This window comes from Paenibacillus lycopersici (genome assembly GCF_010119935.1).
GTDB classification, from domain to species: Bacteria; Bacillota; Bacilli; order Paenibacillales; family Paenibacillaceae; genus Paenibacillus_Z; species Paenibacillus_Z lycopersici.
Genome location: NZ_CP048209.1, coordinates 1,676,206 through 1,691,093 on the forward strand (window position 1 = coordinate 1,676,206; position 14,888 = coordinate 1,691,093).

The 14,888-nt window shown below is 58.7% G+C and carries 12 protein-coding genes and 1 pseudogene; 9 read left to right on the forward strand and 4 right to left on the reverse strand.

All coding sequences use genetic code 11. The features are described from left to right. Positions 1 to 206 precede the first annotated feature (206 nt). Both GXP70_RS07185 and GXP70_RS07190 read left to right on the forward strand, forming a co-directional pair. Positions 207 to 1,244, forward strand: coding sequence for an alcohol dehydrogenase catalytic domain-containing protein (locus GXP70_RS07185; protein WP_162355822.1), 1,038 nt, complete (start codon positions 207 to 209; stop codon positions 1,242 to 1,244). An 857-nt stretch (positions 1,245 to 2,101) separates the two neighbouring features. Next, positions 2,102 to 2,845 carry an SDR family NAD(P)-dependent oxidoreductase gene (locus GXP70_RS07190; RefSeq protein WP_162360343.1) on the forward strand — a complete coding sequence of 248 codons (744 nt, stop codon included), beginning with the start codon at positions 2,102 to 2,104 and terminating at the stop codon, positions 2,843 to 2,845. 866 nt (positions 2,846 to 3,711) lie between these two features. On the opposite strand, the gene GXP70_RS07195 is transcribed toward GXP70_RS07190, so the two are convergent. Next, positions 3,712 to 4,875, reverse strand: coding sequence for an ROK family transcriptional regulator (locus GXP70_RS07195; protein WP_225442702.1), 1,164 nt, complete (start codon positions 4,873 to 4,875; stop codon positions 3,712 to 3,714). Between the two features lie 253 nt (positions 4,876 to 5,128). On the opposite strand from GXP70_RS07195, the gene xylA reads away from it, so the two are divergent. Both xylA and xylB read left to right on the forward strand, forming a co-directional pair. Continuing rightward, entirely contained in the window at positions 5,129 to 6,442 is a 1,314-nt protein-coding gene (xylA, locus tag GXP70_RS07200) for a xylose isomerase (protein WP_162355823.1), read from the forward strand. 13 nt (positions 6,443 to 6,455) lie between these two features. Continuing rightward, complete coding sequence (gene xylB / locus GXP70_RS07205) at positions 6,456 to 7,958, forward strand: xylulokinase (RefSeq protein ID WP_162355824.1); 1,503 nt, start codon at positions 6,456 to 6,458, stop codon at positions 7,956 to 7,958. Positions 7,959 to 8,351: 393 nt separating this feature from the next. Here the strand turns inward: xylB and GXP70_RS07210 are convergent, their stop codons facing one another. After that, on the reverse strand, positions 8,352 to 9,314 hold the full coding sequence (locus tag GXP70_RS07210; protein WP_162355825.1) for a helix-turn-helix domain-containing protein: 963 nt from the start codon (positions 9,312 to 9,314) through the stop codon (positions 8,352 to 8,354). 171 nt (positions 9,315 to 9,485) lie between these two features. Between GXP70_RS07210 and GXP70_RS07215 the strand changes: the two genes are divergently transcribed. Further along, positions 9,486 to 9,887: a hypothetical protein gene (locus tag GXP70_RS07215; RefSeq protein ID WP_162355826.1), complete on the forward strand. Its 402-nt coding sequence runs from the start codon at positions 9,486 to 9,488 to the stop codon at positions 9,885 to 9,887. A gap of 82 nt (positions 9,888 to 9,969) precedes the next feature. On the opposite strand, the pseudogene GXP70_RS29750 reads toward GXP70_RS07215, so the two are convergent. Continuing rightward, positions 9,970 to 10,128 (reverse strand): annotated as a pseudogene (locus GXP70_RS29750) (NUDIX hydrolase); the annotation flags it as partial. A gap of 181 nt (positions 10,129 to 10,309) precedes the next feature. Between GXP70_RS29750 and GXP70_RS07220 the strand changes: the two are divergent. The 3 genes from GXP70_RS07220 to GXP70_RS07230 are packed head-to-tail and all read left to right on the forward strand — an operon-like array spanning position 10,310 to position 11,448. Beyond that, positions 10,310 to 10,732: a MerR family transcriptional regulator gene (locus tag GXP70_RS07220; RefSeq protein ID WP_162355827.1), complete on the forward strand. Its 423-nt coding sequence runs from the start codon at positions 10,310 to 10,312 to the stop codon at positions 10,730 to 10,732. Beyond that, complete coding sequence (locus GXP70_RS07225) at positions 10,722 to 11,246, forward strand: hypothetical protein (protein WP_162355828.1); 525 nt, start codon at positions 10,722 to 10,724, stop codon at positions 11,244 to 11,246. Before GXP70_RS07220 ends, GXP70_RS07225 begins: the two co-directional genes overlap by 11 nt. Positions 11,247 to 11,265: 19 nt before the next feature. Further along, positions 11,266 to 11,448 (forward strand): hypothetical protein, encoded by a 183-nt coding sequence (locus GXP70_RS07230; RefSeq protein WP_162355829.1) that lies wholly within the window; start codon positions 11,266 to 11,268, stop codon positions 11,446 to 11,448. A gap of 195 nt (positions 11,449 to 11,643) precedes the next feature. Here GXP70_RS07230 and GXP70_RS07235 read toward each other — a convergent pair whose 3' ends face one another. Then, entirely contained in the window at positions 11,644 to 12,903 is a 1,260-nt protein-coding gene (locus GXP70_RS07235) for a BaiN/RdsA family NAD(P)/FAD-dependent oxidoreductase (protein ID WP_162355830.1), read from the reverse strand. A 398-nt stretch (positions 12,904 to 13,301) separates the two neighbouring features. Here GXP70_RS07235 and GXP70_RS07240 point away from each other — a divergent pair, with 398 nt between their 5' ends. Continuing rightward, positions 13,302 to 14,864, forward strand: coding sequence for an ATP-binding protein (locus tag GXP70_RS07240; protein ID WP_162355831.1), 1,563 nt, complete (start codon positions 13,302 to 13,304; stop codon positions 14,862 to 14,864). The last annotated feature ends 24 nt before the right edge of the window (positions 14,865 to 14,888 follow it).

The following is a 14,888-nucleotide window of genomic DNA, read 5'->3' on the forward strand; positions in this document are numbered from 1 at the left end:
AGTTGGATTTATTTGGGAGACGATGAGACGCGTTGAAGACTGCGAACGTAGCCGGACAGCGGCGAAGAAAATAGCGGAGAAAGTCCAACCGGAAAGTAGGAATCGTCTATCGCGCGGCGAAATGATCAAGCACTACGATCAATCATGGCGGCATGCATCCATGGGCTTCTTCTGATGAACCGTCCGCTTGAAAGGAGAGGGGAGCGATGATTGTGCAAGCAAGTATGAAGGTGCCGCGCTTTGCCGGGGAAGGCCGGATCGAATGGCTGACGAGAGAGGTGCCGGAGCCGGGACCGGGACAGCTGTTGATGCGAATCGAGGCGAACGCGCTGTGCGGCTCGGACCGCGGCCAGTTCTATGGCGGCTCGGGCGTTACGCCGGGCCACGAGGCGGTCGGCGTCGTGGCCGCGGCCGGACCGGATACCGCATCGGCCGTCGGAACCCGCGGCGTGATCTACGCCAAGGATTATTGCGGTACGTGCAGGTACTGCCGCATGAACATGACGAGCCAGTGCACGGAACGGAGCAGCGTCATCGGGTTTAGCGAGCATGGCGGCTACGATCCGTACATCCTTATCGCCGAACGGATGCTGTTCCCGATCGACGATGCCATTCCGGCCGCGGAAGCGACGCTGCTGCTCGATATCATGGGCACGGGAAGCCGTGCCGTCAAGCGGGCGGGCATGCTGCATCCCGACATCCGGACGGTGCTCGTGTCCGGCGCCGGGCCGATCGGGCTGGGCTTGCTGGCGATGGCCAAGCTGCTGCTGGGGGAAGAGGTGCCGGTCGCGGTGACGGATTTCGTGCCCTATCGCCTGGAGCTGGTCAAGCGGCTGAACGGCATTCCGATCCTGCTGAGCGAGACGTCGCTGGAGGAAGGGCTCGCGGCAAGCGGCATGCGCGGCGTCGACGTCGTCATGGACGCCAGCGGCAAAGAAAGCGCCCGCCGCGCCGGACTCGCCGCGTTGAATCCGGGGGGAGTGCTCGTCTGCGTCGGCCACGGGGAAGGCCTGTCGTTCCGCGCGGCCGAGGAGCTGATCAACGTCGAGAAGGCCGTCATCGGCAGCGATTATTTCGATTACGGCGACCTGGAGCAGAACATGAAGCTGTTCCACGCGCATCGAAGCTACCTGTCGCAGCTCATCACCCATCGCTTCCCGCCGGATCGCCTTCAAGAGGCGTATCGGCTGTTCTTCGAATCGGGGCAGACGGGGAAAGTCATTATCGAGCATGGATCGGCTTGAGGATAGGCGTAGGCGGGAATCCGGGAGGTTCGGGGAATCTCGGAGAATTCGGCCAAAGAGGTGTACGGGGTCAGCAGACTTGCAAAGCTCCTTACATGCAGCATTTCCAAGTGGGGGAGCTGTCGTTTCGTCGCTTTCGTGCAACCAAACATTGGGGGAACTCTCATTAGTTGTAAAATTTCCGTTATTTGTAGCGGGCTCTTTGCAAAGTAACTGGTACCACGCGAGAAAAGTTGCCCGAACAGCAACTTTACCGGCATTTTTGCCGGTCCATGGCGAGAAAAGCTGCTCGAACAGCAACTTTACCGGCATTTTTGCCGGTCAAAGGCAGGGAAAGTTGCTCGTATAGCAACTTTACCGGCATTTTTGCCGGTCCATGGTGGGAAAAGCTGCTCGAACAGCAACTTTACCGGCATTTTTGCCGGTCAGAGGCAGGGAAAGTTGCTCGTATAGCAACTTTTCGACTTTTCGCCATTCTTCTGCAGGTGTGTAAGGTTCTTTGCAAGGGTAGGTACTGGGTGCACTACGTTGGCGGGAGTTCGGGGAATTCGAGCCAAGAGGTGTACGGGGTGCACTACATTGGCGGGGAATTCGGGAAATGTGAGCAAAGAGTTTACGAGGTACACTACATTAGCGAGAAGCCGAGAATTCCCGCAAATGGTGCAATGAGTATACTAATAGGGTTCGAAGTCCAGGCGCCCGAAGTGACGCCTTATTGCGCTGCCCGATCCAGCGGCGTTACGGCGCATAATTTACCGTACTGGGCGAAATATAACCAAGTCCGTCATTGAAAGGCCGGCCGGTCCGGCGCGTTATCAGCGGGCTGGCCGTACTGATAAGAAAGGAAGCGAAACTTGATGAGATTGCAAGCCAAAGTCGCGATCGTCACGGGCGGAGCGAGCGGGATCGGCGAAGCGACGGTCCGATTGTTCGCGCAGGAAGGCGCGAAGGTCGTCATCGCCGATTTCTCCGATCGCGGACAGGAGGTAGCGGAGACGCTGAACGCGGAAGGCTTCGATGCGCTGTTCGTCAAGACCGACGTCACGAACGAAGAACAGGTTCGGCGCATGGTCGAGCAGACGGTCAGCCGCTATGGCCAGCTCGATATTCTGTTCGCGAACGCCGGAATCGCGAAAGACGCGCCTGCCGACAGACTGGAGTCGGATGCATGGCAGCGCACGATCGACATTAATTTGACCGGCGTCTTCCTCTGCGACAAATACGCGATCAAGCAGATGCTGACGCAGGAGAACGGGGGGACGATCGTCAACTGCGGTTCGATTCACAGCCATGTCGGCAAAGCCGGCGTCACGGCGTACGCGGCGGCGAAAGGCGGCGTGAAGCTGCTGACCCAGTCGATCGGCGCGGATTACGCCGCGAAGGGCATTCGCGTCAATGCGATCTGCCCGGGCTACATCGATACCCCGCTGATCGGGCAAGTGCCGGATACCGTCAAGCAGCATCTGGTCGGCCTTCATCCGATGGGCAGGCTCGGCCGCCCGGAAGAGGTAGCCAAAGCCGTCTTGTTCCTTGCCAGCGACGATGCATCGTTCGTGACGGGAACGACGCTGATCGTCGACGGCGGGTATACGGCCGTTTGACCGTAGCGGTGCGTTCGCGCCTCGAGCAGATGCGTCCGTGCATCCAACTTGCGACACTGAACGATTGCCGATCCGAGACCGATCAGGGACCATGCAGGGCCGATCCAAGACTGATCGAGGACCGAGTAAGAACCGATCGAAAATCGATCAGTGACCGTGCAAAGTCGATCAGAGGCCGATCGAAGGCCGAGCAAGACCGATCGAAAGCCGATCCAAGATCGATCAGTGACCGTAGAAGGCCATGCAAGACCGACCAGTGACCGTAGAAGGCCATGCAAGACTGATCGAAAGCAAACCAATGACCGTGAAAGCCGACCAGAGACCATGCGAAGCCGATCAAAGGCCACGCAAACCGATCGAAAATCGACCAGTAACCGTGCAAAGCCGATCCATAAACGCACACAAAAAGCGGTGCTTGTTAGACACCGCTCAGGCTGGCGAGAAAGTTCGACGCCGCATATGTCGCATTTAGTAAAGGATAGGATCCCCTCTAAGACCGACGGACAGAGGTTCCGTTATTTTTGGCGATATCGGCTTTTGGGGCTGCGAACGGACACAGGATCCGTTAAGGTCTCCGAATGACATCGAAAACAGGCTAATCAGCCGGTATAACGGATCTCCTGTCCGCGAGTACAAGAAAAAACGTCATCAAGCAGCGAATAACGGATTTCCTGTCCGCTTCCTTACATCGATGGACCTATCGTAAACCAGCCGTCATGAAGCGGGCTGGTTCGTTCGAAACGGTACCAGCCGTCCATGCCACGCCTGAGCAGCGCCGACAGGATATGTTCGTGTTCCAGGACGCAGGCCGTCACGAGTCTGCTCGAAGCAGCTTATATGTTTCTCGACAATCCGAGCGGCGCCTGTCAGACGCCGCTTCCTTTCATTTTGGACAAGAAAGCCGAAATCGCATAATATGCCGCTCCGCGCACGGCGGATTTCTCGCCCTGCTCGGCGAACAGAATGCTCAGCTTGCCGCGGTGATGCGCCAGCGCCCGGCGGTCGACGGTGCGCTGCAGGGCCGCTCCGATCCACGCTTCGGCGCGGCGCATCTCGTTGCCGACGATGACGACGTCGGGATTGAACACGTTGACGATGTTCGCGATGCCGACGCCGAGCGCCTCCCCGATGTCGCCGAACAGGGCCAAGACCGCGGCGTTGCCTTGGCCGGCCGCTTCCAGCAGGCCGTCAAGATCGTTATAGCCGAGCGGCGCTGCCTGTTCCAGCAGCGCGTTCTCCGACGCGTACAGCTCCCAGCAGCCTTGATTGCCGCAGCGGCACGGCTTGCCGTCCGCATAGATGGAGAGATGGCCGAGCTCGCCGGAGAAGCCGCCGGCTCCCTTGTACAGCTCCTTGTTCAGAATCATCCCCGTGCCGATGCCGATGCCGACGCTGACATAGATCTGATTGGCGATGCCGCGGCCCGCGCCGAAACGCTGTTCGCCCTGCGCGCCGGCGTTCGCCTCGTTGTCGATGGTGACGGGCACGCCGAAACGCTCTTCGACGATCGCGCGCAGCGGGACTTCCGACCAGGAGAGGTTGGGGGCGAACAGGATCGCGCCGTCTTCGTTCACGAGTCCGGGTACGCCGATGCCGATGCCGACCAGACCGTACGGGCAGGCCGGGATTTGGCGGCGCAGGGATTCAATGCAGTCGAACAGCTGCGAGACGACCTGATCGACGGCATGCGTCCGCAGCGTCAGCCGGCGTTCGGCGACGACGGCGCCTTCCAGATCCGTCAGGATGCCGCGGATATAATTGACGCCGAGATCGATCCCGACGGCATAGCCCGAGCTTGCCCGGAACTGCAGCAGGTTCGGCTTGCGGCCGCCGCTGGACTCGCCCGGACCGAGATCGGCCACGAGATGATTGTCGATCAAATCCTGCACGAGGCTCGACACCGTCGCCTTGTTCAGCCCCGTCCGTTCGGATATTTGGGCCCGCGACAACGGCGCGTAGCGGAGCACGGCGTCCAGCACGATGGCGGTATTCATTTTTTTGACGAGCGCCAAATCTCCGGTTTGCTTCATGATTCTGTCGTTTCCTCCGGTTTGCCTCAATAGTATGGGTACGATTGTACCACGTGCCGAAGCAGGATTCCATAGAAGAACGGCACCAGAAAAAAACTTTCTTTGTTTACTAGACAAACAAAGTCTCGCGATGCTAGAATAGCCGTAAGAACGTTTTCACAATGAATCGCCGTACGTGCCGGAGACAAGCCCGCCTCGCCGGGAACGCGTCTCGAGCACGCGGCCAAAACCTTTTCTGGAGGGATCTTATTTCATGACTTACTTCAAAAACATCGACAAAATCGCATTCGAAGGCAAAGGCTCCGACAACCCGCTTGCATTCAAACACTACAACCCGCAAGAGGTTGTCCTCGGCAAGACGATGGAAGAGCATCTGCGTTTCGCAATTGCTTACTGGCATACGTTCACGGGCGCGGGCTCCGATCCGTTCGGCGTCGGCACGGCCGTTCGCGCTTGGGACAGCGCAAGCGGAATGGATCAAGCGAAAATGCGCGTCGAAGCGAACTTCGAGTTCCTGAGCAAAATCGGCGTTCCTTATTACTGTTTCCACGACCGGGACATCGCGCCTGAAGGCAGCACGCTTGCCGAAACGAATAAGAATCTCGACGTGATCGTCGACCTGCTCGAGCAAGGCATGAAGGACACGGGCGCGAAGCTGCTGTGGAACACGGCGAACATGTTCACAAACCCGCGCTTCGTACACGGCGCCGGCACGACTTCCAACGCCGACGTATTCGCCTATGCGGGCGCACAGCTGAAGAAGAGCCTTGAAGTCGGCAAACGTCTCGGCGCCGAGAACTACGTGTTCTGGGGCGGCCGCGAAGGCTACGAATCGCTGCTCAACACGGACATGGCGCTTGAGCTGGACAACCTGGCGCGCCTGCTGCACATGGCTGTCGCTTACGCGAAAGAAATCAATTTCGGCGCTCAATTCCTGATCGAGCCGAAGCCGAAAGAGCCGACGAAGCACCAGTACGACTTCGACGCGGCAACGACGATCTCGTTCCTGCAGAAGTACGGCCTGAAAGACCGCTTCAAACTCAACCTGGAAGCCAACCATGCGACGCTGGCCGGCCACACGTTCGAGCACGAAATCCGCGTAGCCGCAATCAACGGCATGCTCGGCTCCCTCGACGCGAACCAGGGCGACCTGCTGCTCGGCTGGGATACGGACGAATTCCCGACCGATATCGTCTCCACGACGCTTACGATGTTCGAAGTGCTTAAAGCCGGCGGCATCGGCAAGGGCGGCGTCAACTTCGACGCCAAAGTACGCCGCGGCTCCTTCGAAGACGTGGACCTGTTCCTGGCGCATATCGCGGGCATGGACACGTACGCTTGGGGCTTGAAAGCAGCTGCGAAGCTGATCGAAGAGCGCGTCCTCGACAACATCGTCGAAAACCGCTACCGCAGCTTCAAAGAAGGCATCGGCGCAGAGATCGTATCCGGCAAAGCGACGCTGGCGTCGCTGGAGCAGTACGCGCTGAACAACAACGCGATCAAGAACGAATCCGGCCGCGTGGAACGCATTCGTCTGCAGCTGAACGAAGTTATTTTCAGCGTATAGGAGGCCCTATTTCATGTCATACGTCATCGGCGTCGACTTAGGCACAAGCGCGGTGAAGGTGCTGCTTCTGGACAGAAGCGGCACGGTCGCCGCCGAAGCATCGCGGGACTATCCGCTGTTTCACGAGCATTCCGGCTGGAGCGAGCAGCGTCCGGACGACTGGGTGAACGGGACGATCGAAGCGATCCGCGAACTGACGGCGAAGGCCGGGATTTCCGCGGACGCGATCGAAGGACTGAGCTTCTCCGGCCAGATGCACGGCCTCGTGCTGCTGGACGCGGAAGGCAATCCCGTGCGCAACGCGATTCTCTGGAACGATACCCGCACGACCGCGGAATGCCGCGAGATCGAAGCGCAGCTCGGCCGTGAGCGGCTGCTCACGATCACGCGCAATCCGGCGCTGGAAGGCTTCACGCTGCCGAAGATTATGTGGGTGCGCAAGCATGAGCCCGACGTCTTCGCGAAGGCGGTTTCCTTCCTGCTGCCGAAAGATTACGTGCGCTACCGGCTGACGGGCGCGCTGCATATGGATTATTCCGATGCGGCGGGCACGCTGCTGCTGGACGTGGCGAACAAACGGTGGAGCAGCGAGGTGCTCGAGGCGGTATCGCTTCCGGCATCGTTCGCGCCGCCGCTCGTGGAATCCCACGCGCTGACGGGCACGCTTCTGCCGGAGCAGGCTGCGGCCGCAGGACTGAACGCAGGCACGAAAGTGTTCGCGGGCGGCGCGGACAACGCTTGCGGCGCAATCGGCGCGGGCATCCTGAAGGAAGGACTGACGATGTGCAGCATCGGCACGTCCGGCGTTATTCTCTCGTACGAAGAGACGAGCGCGAACGATTTCCGCGGCAAAGTGCATTTCTTCAACCACGGCAAGGAGAACGCGTTCTACGCGATGGGCGTTACGCTGGCCGCGGGCTACAGTCTCAGCTGGTTCAAGCAGACGTTCGCCAAGGGCGAATCGTTCGACGAGCTGCTGCAGGGCGTCGGCGACGTGGCGCCGGGCGCGAAAGGGCTGCTGTTCACGCCGTACATCGTCGGCGAGCGGACGCCGCATGCGGATTCCGTCATTCGCGGCAGCTTCATCGGCATCGACGGCGCGCATGAGCGGAAGCATTTCGCGCGCGCGGTCATGGAAGGCATTACGTTCTCGCTGAACGAATCGGTCGCGATGTTCCGCGAAGCCGGCAAGACGGTCGACACGATCATCTCGATCGGCGGAGGCGCGTCCAATCCGGTGTGGCTGCAGATGCAGGCGGATATTTTCGATGCGGACGTCGTTTCCCTGGAGAACGAGCAGGGGCCGGGCCTCGGCGCGGCCATGCTGGCGGCTTACGGCTGCGGCTGGTTCGACAGCCTGGAAGCGTGCGCGGAGCTGTTCGTCAAGCGCGCTTCCGTGTACAAGCCGAATCCGGCGGCGGTGGACGCGTACAGCGGCCTGTTCCGGATTTATCAAGAGGTGTACGCGGCGACGCGGACATTGAACGAAGGGCTTCAAGCATACCGCAATTCGTAATCATCATTCGGCGTATTCCGCCGCACTGGCTCATGACCGTTTCCCTGCTTGGCGGGGAAACGGTTCTTTGTGCTGCGACGACCTCGCAGAACCGTCGCAGCACAAAGAACCGGCGCGGACCCCGCGGAACTGTCGCGGAACCCCGCCGAGCTGCCGCGGAAGTCCGCCGCACCGGCGCCGAGCCCCGTGGAGCTGCCGCGAAACCGCGCCGAGCTGCCGCGAAACCCTGCCGCACCGGCGCCGAACCCTTGCGGGGGCTTCGCTGAACTTGCGCGGCTATGCCGCGGCGCTGCCGCGGTCATGAAGCACGAAACCTCCATCTCCGCAGAAGCGGAAATGGAGGTTCGGGTAGGTTTTAATGGAAGGTTTTATAATGGAAACGGGATAGGAAGATTAGTGATAAGGCCCCCACAGATCGTTCATCGAAACGCCCAGCTCGTCGGCGATCAATTTCGCGGTGAGCCGATGCGGCCTTTTGATTTTGCCGTTGCGGATGTTGGAGATGGTCGTGAGCGAGATTTTCGTATTCTCGGCCAATTGGGTGACGGACATTCGCTTCTCCAGCATGAGCAGCCGCAGCTTGAAGGAGGCGTCCGCCGGATCGCCGGCGCTGACGGACGAATTGGCGGTTGGCATATCTGCTTGTGCCATGTCGGTGCCGTCGGCGGGCTCCATCTCCAACACGACGATGGCGCAGCACCGGTACGAGCCGTCGCCGTTATAGAATGGCTTTACGATGGAGTGAGTATGAAATCGGTCCTGGAACAGCTGCAGCAGGAAACGGAATTCGCCGGTCTCCCTGCTGGCGCGCAAGGCAAGCAGCTGCTCGCGCACGCGGGCCCGGTCCTGCTCGACGACGAACTGATCGCATTTCAAGCGGGAAAGCTCCAGACGGTCGTATTGAATCGGGGTATGGTAATGGCGCATGCCCACGATGGTATCGGCCGTCGTCAGCAGCATGGAGGCGACGATGCGGCGTTCGCAGACTTGATCCTCGATCCATTTATGCTCCGACCGGTCGCGGATCGTCACCATCAGGACGGCGTTGTTCGGATCCGACACGCACTTGGCGTGAAGCTCGCAGAATTGCGGTTCCGAATGCGGCCAAGTAAAATACGACTCCGCATACGCCTCCCGGGATTCGGGGGTGATAGAGCTGCACAAGCGATCGATGATCGGCCACAGCGGGCTTGCGCCATGTGCCGGAAGCGAGGCAAGCTCCCGCCCGATCAGCTCGTCGGCGCCGAAGCCCGTCATGATATGGAAAGCGGAGCTGCATGCATGAATAATCCGGCTATCGGAATTGCAGCGAACGATGATTACGGCATCAGAAGAATGAGCGAAGAAGTTCATCATTTCTACAGCTCCTCTGGATGAGTTGTCCCCCCATTATAGCACAGCGCGCAGCGCCGTAAATGAAGTTTGATTCGCCACGCGGCCGTCTCGTCCGGCGCCGGTATGACGTGCGGAGGAAACGGGTACGCTAACCGGGCATGGAATAATTTTACCGCAAAGGGTGTGCCCGCAATGCAAAACGATACAGCGTTATTGTTTCAATTCGCCGATCCCCGCACGGCATCGATGGCAAGCGGAACGTTCGAAGAGCTCGGCTACGATCCCGTGATCCAGCAGGGGAACGAGGTCCATATTCATTTGCGCAGCGACGACCTGACGTCGGCATTGGAGATCGCGCAATCGCACGGCGGCCAGCTGGCCGTGGAATCGTCCATTCCCGATATTCAGCTGACGAACGAGGCGTATCGGATGGAAAATATCGCGATTCCGGCCCATGTCGTGAACGAGGACTGGATCTCGCAGGAAGAGACGGAGCCTGGCCTGCAGAATCGCGACGACGATGCGCCGGCGGCAGACGAGTTTTTCCCGGACGACGGCTCGTACGGCTACTTCTCGGGCGACGTCCATAGTTGAAGCGCCGGCGGGCTGACCGGCGGCGTCCGTCAGGTCAGCCTATAAGGTGTACGTTATTCCGGCATGCTCAGCACCTATCGAGCTATAAGCCGATATTGGTTTTTAAGCCTTGGTAGCTTCCGGAATTAGGAAAACCGTCCTGAACGAGCGACATGAACTTCTCCGTGAATCCATAGGCCGCAAGTTCGTTGATCGGTACCATTGTCATCTCGCTTATTGGATTGCGATCGAACTCGTTCGCAGCAGATTGCTCATCGTCTCTCGCTCCTCTCGCTATTATCTTATCCGTTGATGCTAGTGCCGCAGCCCGACTTTCGCCTCGCGGCCGGTTTATTTTGACAACCGAAAGACATTACAGTAAACTGTAACTAATACACCGAAGTGTTTCATATACAGTTGAATGTATGGGAGGCGTTGCGGTCATGAATGGTTATACCGCGAAACAGGTTGCCGAAATTCTGCAGGAGGCCGATCCGCGTATGAATTTGCGGACGGTCAGGTACTACACGCAGATCGGCATGGTGCCGCCGCTAGAAGCGGCAGGGAACCGCAGGGTGTACACCGACGACCATATCCGCCGTTTCCGCGCCATCATTACGTTATCCCGAACCGGAGAGACGCTGGCTGCCATCCAGGACATGTTGAAGAGCCTCTCTGCGGCGGAGATCGAGAACTTAAGCCGGCAATTATCGCTGTATGAGCCCAGCCGGATGCTCGGGAACGAAACGCTGAAAATCACGGACGATGTCCTGATTACGATCAGCCCCCGCATTTCCGCGGAGGTCAAGCAGCGCGTGATCGAATCGGTAGCTCAAGCGCTGAACGGTGATCCTCATGAGACTTGATCTGAAGACGGCCAAGTCCAGGATGGAGAACGAAGCAGGGATGAATCATTTGCGGATCAGGCTGCTCCGGGACGAAGAAGAGCTCGCGCAGCAGGCCGAAATCCAGCTTCTGCTGCCGGACGGCATTTATCGTTCGCGCAACTTGAATGGTTATGCCGAGAATGAACGTCAGCATATCGTTGTCGGTGCGCCGGACCAAGAGGTACCGGACCAAGAGGTAATGGTAGAGCTGTATACCGAAAACGCGATCCGATGCGGCGAATGGACGATCGCGGTAAACGTATGGACGGCGATGAGCATGATAAGCCGGGAGCTGGAGATGCTGGTCGTCGGAGAAGAGGAAATGGACGCGGCCGAGCTCGACGATGAAGTCGTCGAATGCGTCAAGGCGCTGCGCAATGCCGCTCCGCCCGCCGATGAAGGGTTCCGGACGGTGACGATCCAACCACGGCGAATCGAGAAGCGGCAGCATGCATTTACGGATCTGGAGAAGAAGTATCGTATCGATTACTAATGAGAAGGAGCTGAATCGCATGGAGCAGGAGCAACGCGAATATACCGTCGAGTACCAGGACGGCTACGGCGTGCTATATTATGAAACGGTCACAGCGGACGGTCTGTCCGAAGCCGAAACGCAGGTGCGCCGCAGATACCCCGATGTCACGATCAGAGCCGTCACGATGAATCCGCATGCCGGCTTGGATAGGAATGCCTGACGTATTCCGCGCTATCCGTCGTAACGCGCTGCTTCATTAATAATAGTGCAATAGTGCCCGGCCCGTTGCCCTCACTGCTAGCAGGGCTCGGCCTTCTTGACTTCTGCCGCACGGTACGCGACTGGCGTATCATCGCGCGGCTGAGTATGGCCGGGCGGGCCTGTGGAACATAACGGCTGACGAAAGCATTGCGAGTCAGTCTCTTATCGCCGCATGGCTCCCCGCCGAATAGCCCGTCGAGAACGCGGCCGTAATGTTATAGCCGCCCGTGTAGCCGTGAATATCGAGCACCTCGCCGCAGAAATACAAGCCCCGCATCAGCTTCGACTGCATCGTCTTCGGATCGATCTCCTTCAAGTTCACGCCGCCCCCGGTCACGAACGCATCCTCCAGCTTCAGCGTCCCGTAAGCGCGCAGCGGGAATGCCTTGACCAGCTTCGCGAACGCCAGCCAGGCCTGCTTCGGAATATGGTCGTAGGTCAACTGCTCGTTCAGGCCGGCTTCCTTCATAAGCAGCGGGATCATCCGCTCAGGCAAGTAGCTCTTGAGCACGTTCTTGACCGCCTTCCTGGACTCGTCCCGGGCAAGCCGCATCGTCTCGGCGTATACCTCGTCGGCCGACTGATCCGGCAGCAGGTCGATCGTCAGCAGGGCGTTGCGGGCGTCGCCTTTCTTCAATTCCTTGACGACGAATTGGCTGCAGCGCAGCGCGATGGGACCCGATAGGCCGAAGTGGGTGAAAATCATATCGCCGCGATGCTCGGTCACGCGCTTGCCCTTGGCGTTCCAGACGGACAAGCTGACATCGCGAAGCGACAATCCCTGCAGCTCTTTGCTTTGAATGAACGGCTCGTTCGACGTAATCGGCACTTCCGTCGGGAACAGCTCGGTTATCGTATGGCCGGCCTGCTCCGCCCACGGATAGCCGTCCCCGGTCGAGCCGGTATGCGGGACGGATTTGCCGCCGGTGGCGACGACGACGCTCCCGCAGCCGATCGTTTCGCCCGATTTCAGCGCAACCGCGCGCACGCGCCCGTTGTCGTAGGCGATATGGGCGACGGGAGCGTTCACCCGGATGTCGACGCCTTGCTTCCGAACCTGCTGAACGAGCGCGTTCACGACGGTCTTCGCGCTGTCGGTGACCGGGAACATCCGGCCGTTGTCCTCTTCCTTCAAGGCGATGCCAAGCCCTTCGAAGAAGGCGATAATCTCCTTGTTGCCGAAGCTGTTCAGCGCGCTGTGCAGAAACCGGCCGTTGCCGGGAATATGCTTGATGAGCTCGTCCAGCTCCTTGATGTTCGTCACGTTGCAGCGCCCGCCGCCCGAAATGCCGAGCTTGCGCCCCAGTTTATCTCCTTTGTCCAGCAGCAGCGTCCGCGCCCCGTTCTTGCTGGCGGCGATGGCGGCCATCAAGCCGGCGGAGCCGCCTCCGATAATAATCACGTCGTATGTCACGATATTCTCCTCGATCATGTATCTATATTAATGCGCGTCAATCTATTTCCATGGCTGAATGCCGTTACTATCATACTATCCAGACGGAGGACCGTCTACTCGCGGAGCCTTCGCGTATTTACAAAATTTTGGTATAATCTACCATAAAACGCTGGTTGGAATTAACAGGATTTTCATTGTAAATTCAATAAAGCTATGATTTAATCGGATTAAGAGCGTATCGCGGATAAACAATAGCTGGTCCTCTCTGGAAGGTGGGACTCAATTTTGTGTGGAAGCTTCTTCTTCTGCAATTTCTTCTAGCTCTATTTCCGATTTTTATTTTTCAATTCTGGTATGACTACTCCAAACCTCTCAAGCGAGTGCCGAACTTCCTTATTCTGACATGCGGCGTTTGCGTGCTGCTGGGCATTGCGACGTGCATCGACGTGCAAGGATTCGATCTCGGCTATCTCTATGCGCAGCTCATCATCGGTTCCCTGTACGGCGGAACGCTCGTCACCGTCGGATTAACCTTGATCTATCTCGTCGCCCAGCTCATTATGATGGACGGCAGCTGGGGATGGATCGAGATGGCCGGTACGCTGCTGCTCGTCGTTCCCGCGATGTCGTTCTTCAACCACCGGTTCTACTTCCGAAGCATGCGTTCGAAGTTTACGATTGCCTTAAGCTTGACCGCGCTCGTCCTGTTGATTCGGGCAGGCGCTTTTATATACTACTACCGTGTAGAGCATCCCCTGTTGAGCGAGGCGGATTACTATACGGTAATCCTCCATCAGGCGTCTTATTTCATTATCGTGGCCATCGGAATCGCCTGTTCGGAGCACTCCGTCCGGTATCAGCAAATTCATTACCGGCTTGCGAAGATGTCGGACAACTACCGCATCGAGGTGCAGAAGCTGCAGCAATTTATCGAAGAAACGCCGCTCGGCGTCATCTTCGTCGATCAGGCAGGCACGATCACGCATATTAATGAAATGGCGATCCATCTGCTGAGGGACAAAGTAGGCGGCAAGACGCGGAGCGAGCTGCTCGGCCAGCCGTTCACCATCATGTACGACCACATCGAGAAGGACGTCATGGGACGCCTGCTCCATCAAGCGCTGAACGGGCATAAGGTCACAACGGAATACGTGCAGGAGCAGGGTAAAATCTACCTGAATTCCGGCATTTGCGTCCGCGATATGGACAACAACGAAATCACCGGCGCGGCGCTGATCGCCCATGACATGACGGAGCTGAACCGGCTGCGGGACGAGCTCGGACGGATGGAGCGCCTCAGCCTCGTCGGGCAGATGGCGGCGAGCATTACGCACGAGATCCGCAATCCGATGGCGGTCATTCGGGGCTTCGTCCAGCTGCTGGGCGAACGGAGTCCCGACAATCAGCGGGAATATTACCGGATCGTCATGGAAGAGCTCGACCGGGCGAACAGCATTATCAGCGACTTCCTGTCGCTGGCCCAGAACCGGATCATCGAGAAGAACAAGCGCTCGCTGCATGACATCATCAACGAGATTACGCCGCTGCTGCTCGCCGATGCCAATATGCGCGGGCAATCGCTGGAGCTGAAGCTGGGCGATGATATTCCGATGCTCATGCTGAACGAGAAAGAGATGAAGCAGCTCATCCTGAACCTGTCGCGCAACGGGATGGAAGCGATGGATCACAACGGCGTTCTGTCGCTGGAGACGGCCGCCTATGACAACCATGTCGATCTGCGCGTCAAGGATACCGGCAGCGGCATTCCGAAGGAGAAGCTGGAGCATCTGTTCGAGCCGTTCTATACGACCAAGTCCCATGGCACCGGGCTCGGCCTTCCGCTCTGCCTCAGCATCATGGAACGTCACGGCGGCGACATCTACGTCGATTCCGAAGAGGGCGTCGGCACGACCTTCGTGGTCCGCTTCGACCGCAACCGCAACGCCTACGAAGCGGCCGCGGCGCTCAGCCGGTCTTGATGCGGCCGGATCCATGACGGATGA

Coding starts and splice junctions, on each gene's coding strand:
- GXP70_RS07185 (WP_162355822.1), top strand. CDS start 207: ATGATTGTGCAAGCAAGTATGAAGGTGCCGCGCTTTGCCGGGGAAGGC.
- GXP70_RS07190 (WP_162360343.1), top strand. CDS start 2,102: ATGAGATTGCAAGCCAAAGTCGCGATCGTCACGGGCGGAGCGAGCGGG.
- GXP70_RS07195 (WP_225442702.1), bottom strand. CDS start 4,875: ATGAAGCAAACCGGAGATTTGGCGCTCGTCAAAAAAATGAATACCGCC.
- xylA (WP_162355823.1), top strand. CDS start 5,129: ATGACTTACTTCAAAAACATCGACAAAATCGCATTCGAAGGCAAAGGC.
- xylB (WP_162355824.1), top strand. CDS start 6,456: ATGTCATACGTCATCGGCGTCGACTTAGGCACAAGCGCGGTGAAGGTG.
- GXP70_RS07210 (WP_162355825.1), bottom strand. CDS start 9,314: ATGATGAACTTCTTCGCTCATTCTTCTGATGCCGTAATCATCGTTCGC.
- GXP70_RS07215 (WP_162355826.1), top strand. CDS start 9,486: ATGCAAAACGATACAGCGTTATTGTTTCAATTCGCCGATCCCCGCACG.
- GXP70_RS07220 (WP_162355827.1), top strand. CDS start 10,310: ATGAATGGTTATACCGCGAAACAGGTTGCCGAAATTCTGCAGGAGGCC.
- GXP70_RS07225 (WP_162355828.1), top strand. CDS start 10,722: ATGAGACTTGATCTGAAGACGGCCAAGTCCAGGATGGAGAACGAAGCA.
- GXP70_RS07230 (WP_162355829.1), top strand. CDS start 11,266: ATGGAGCAGGAGCAACGCGAATATACCGTCGAGTACCAGGACGGCTAC.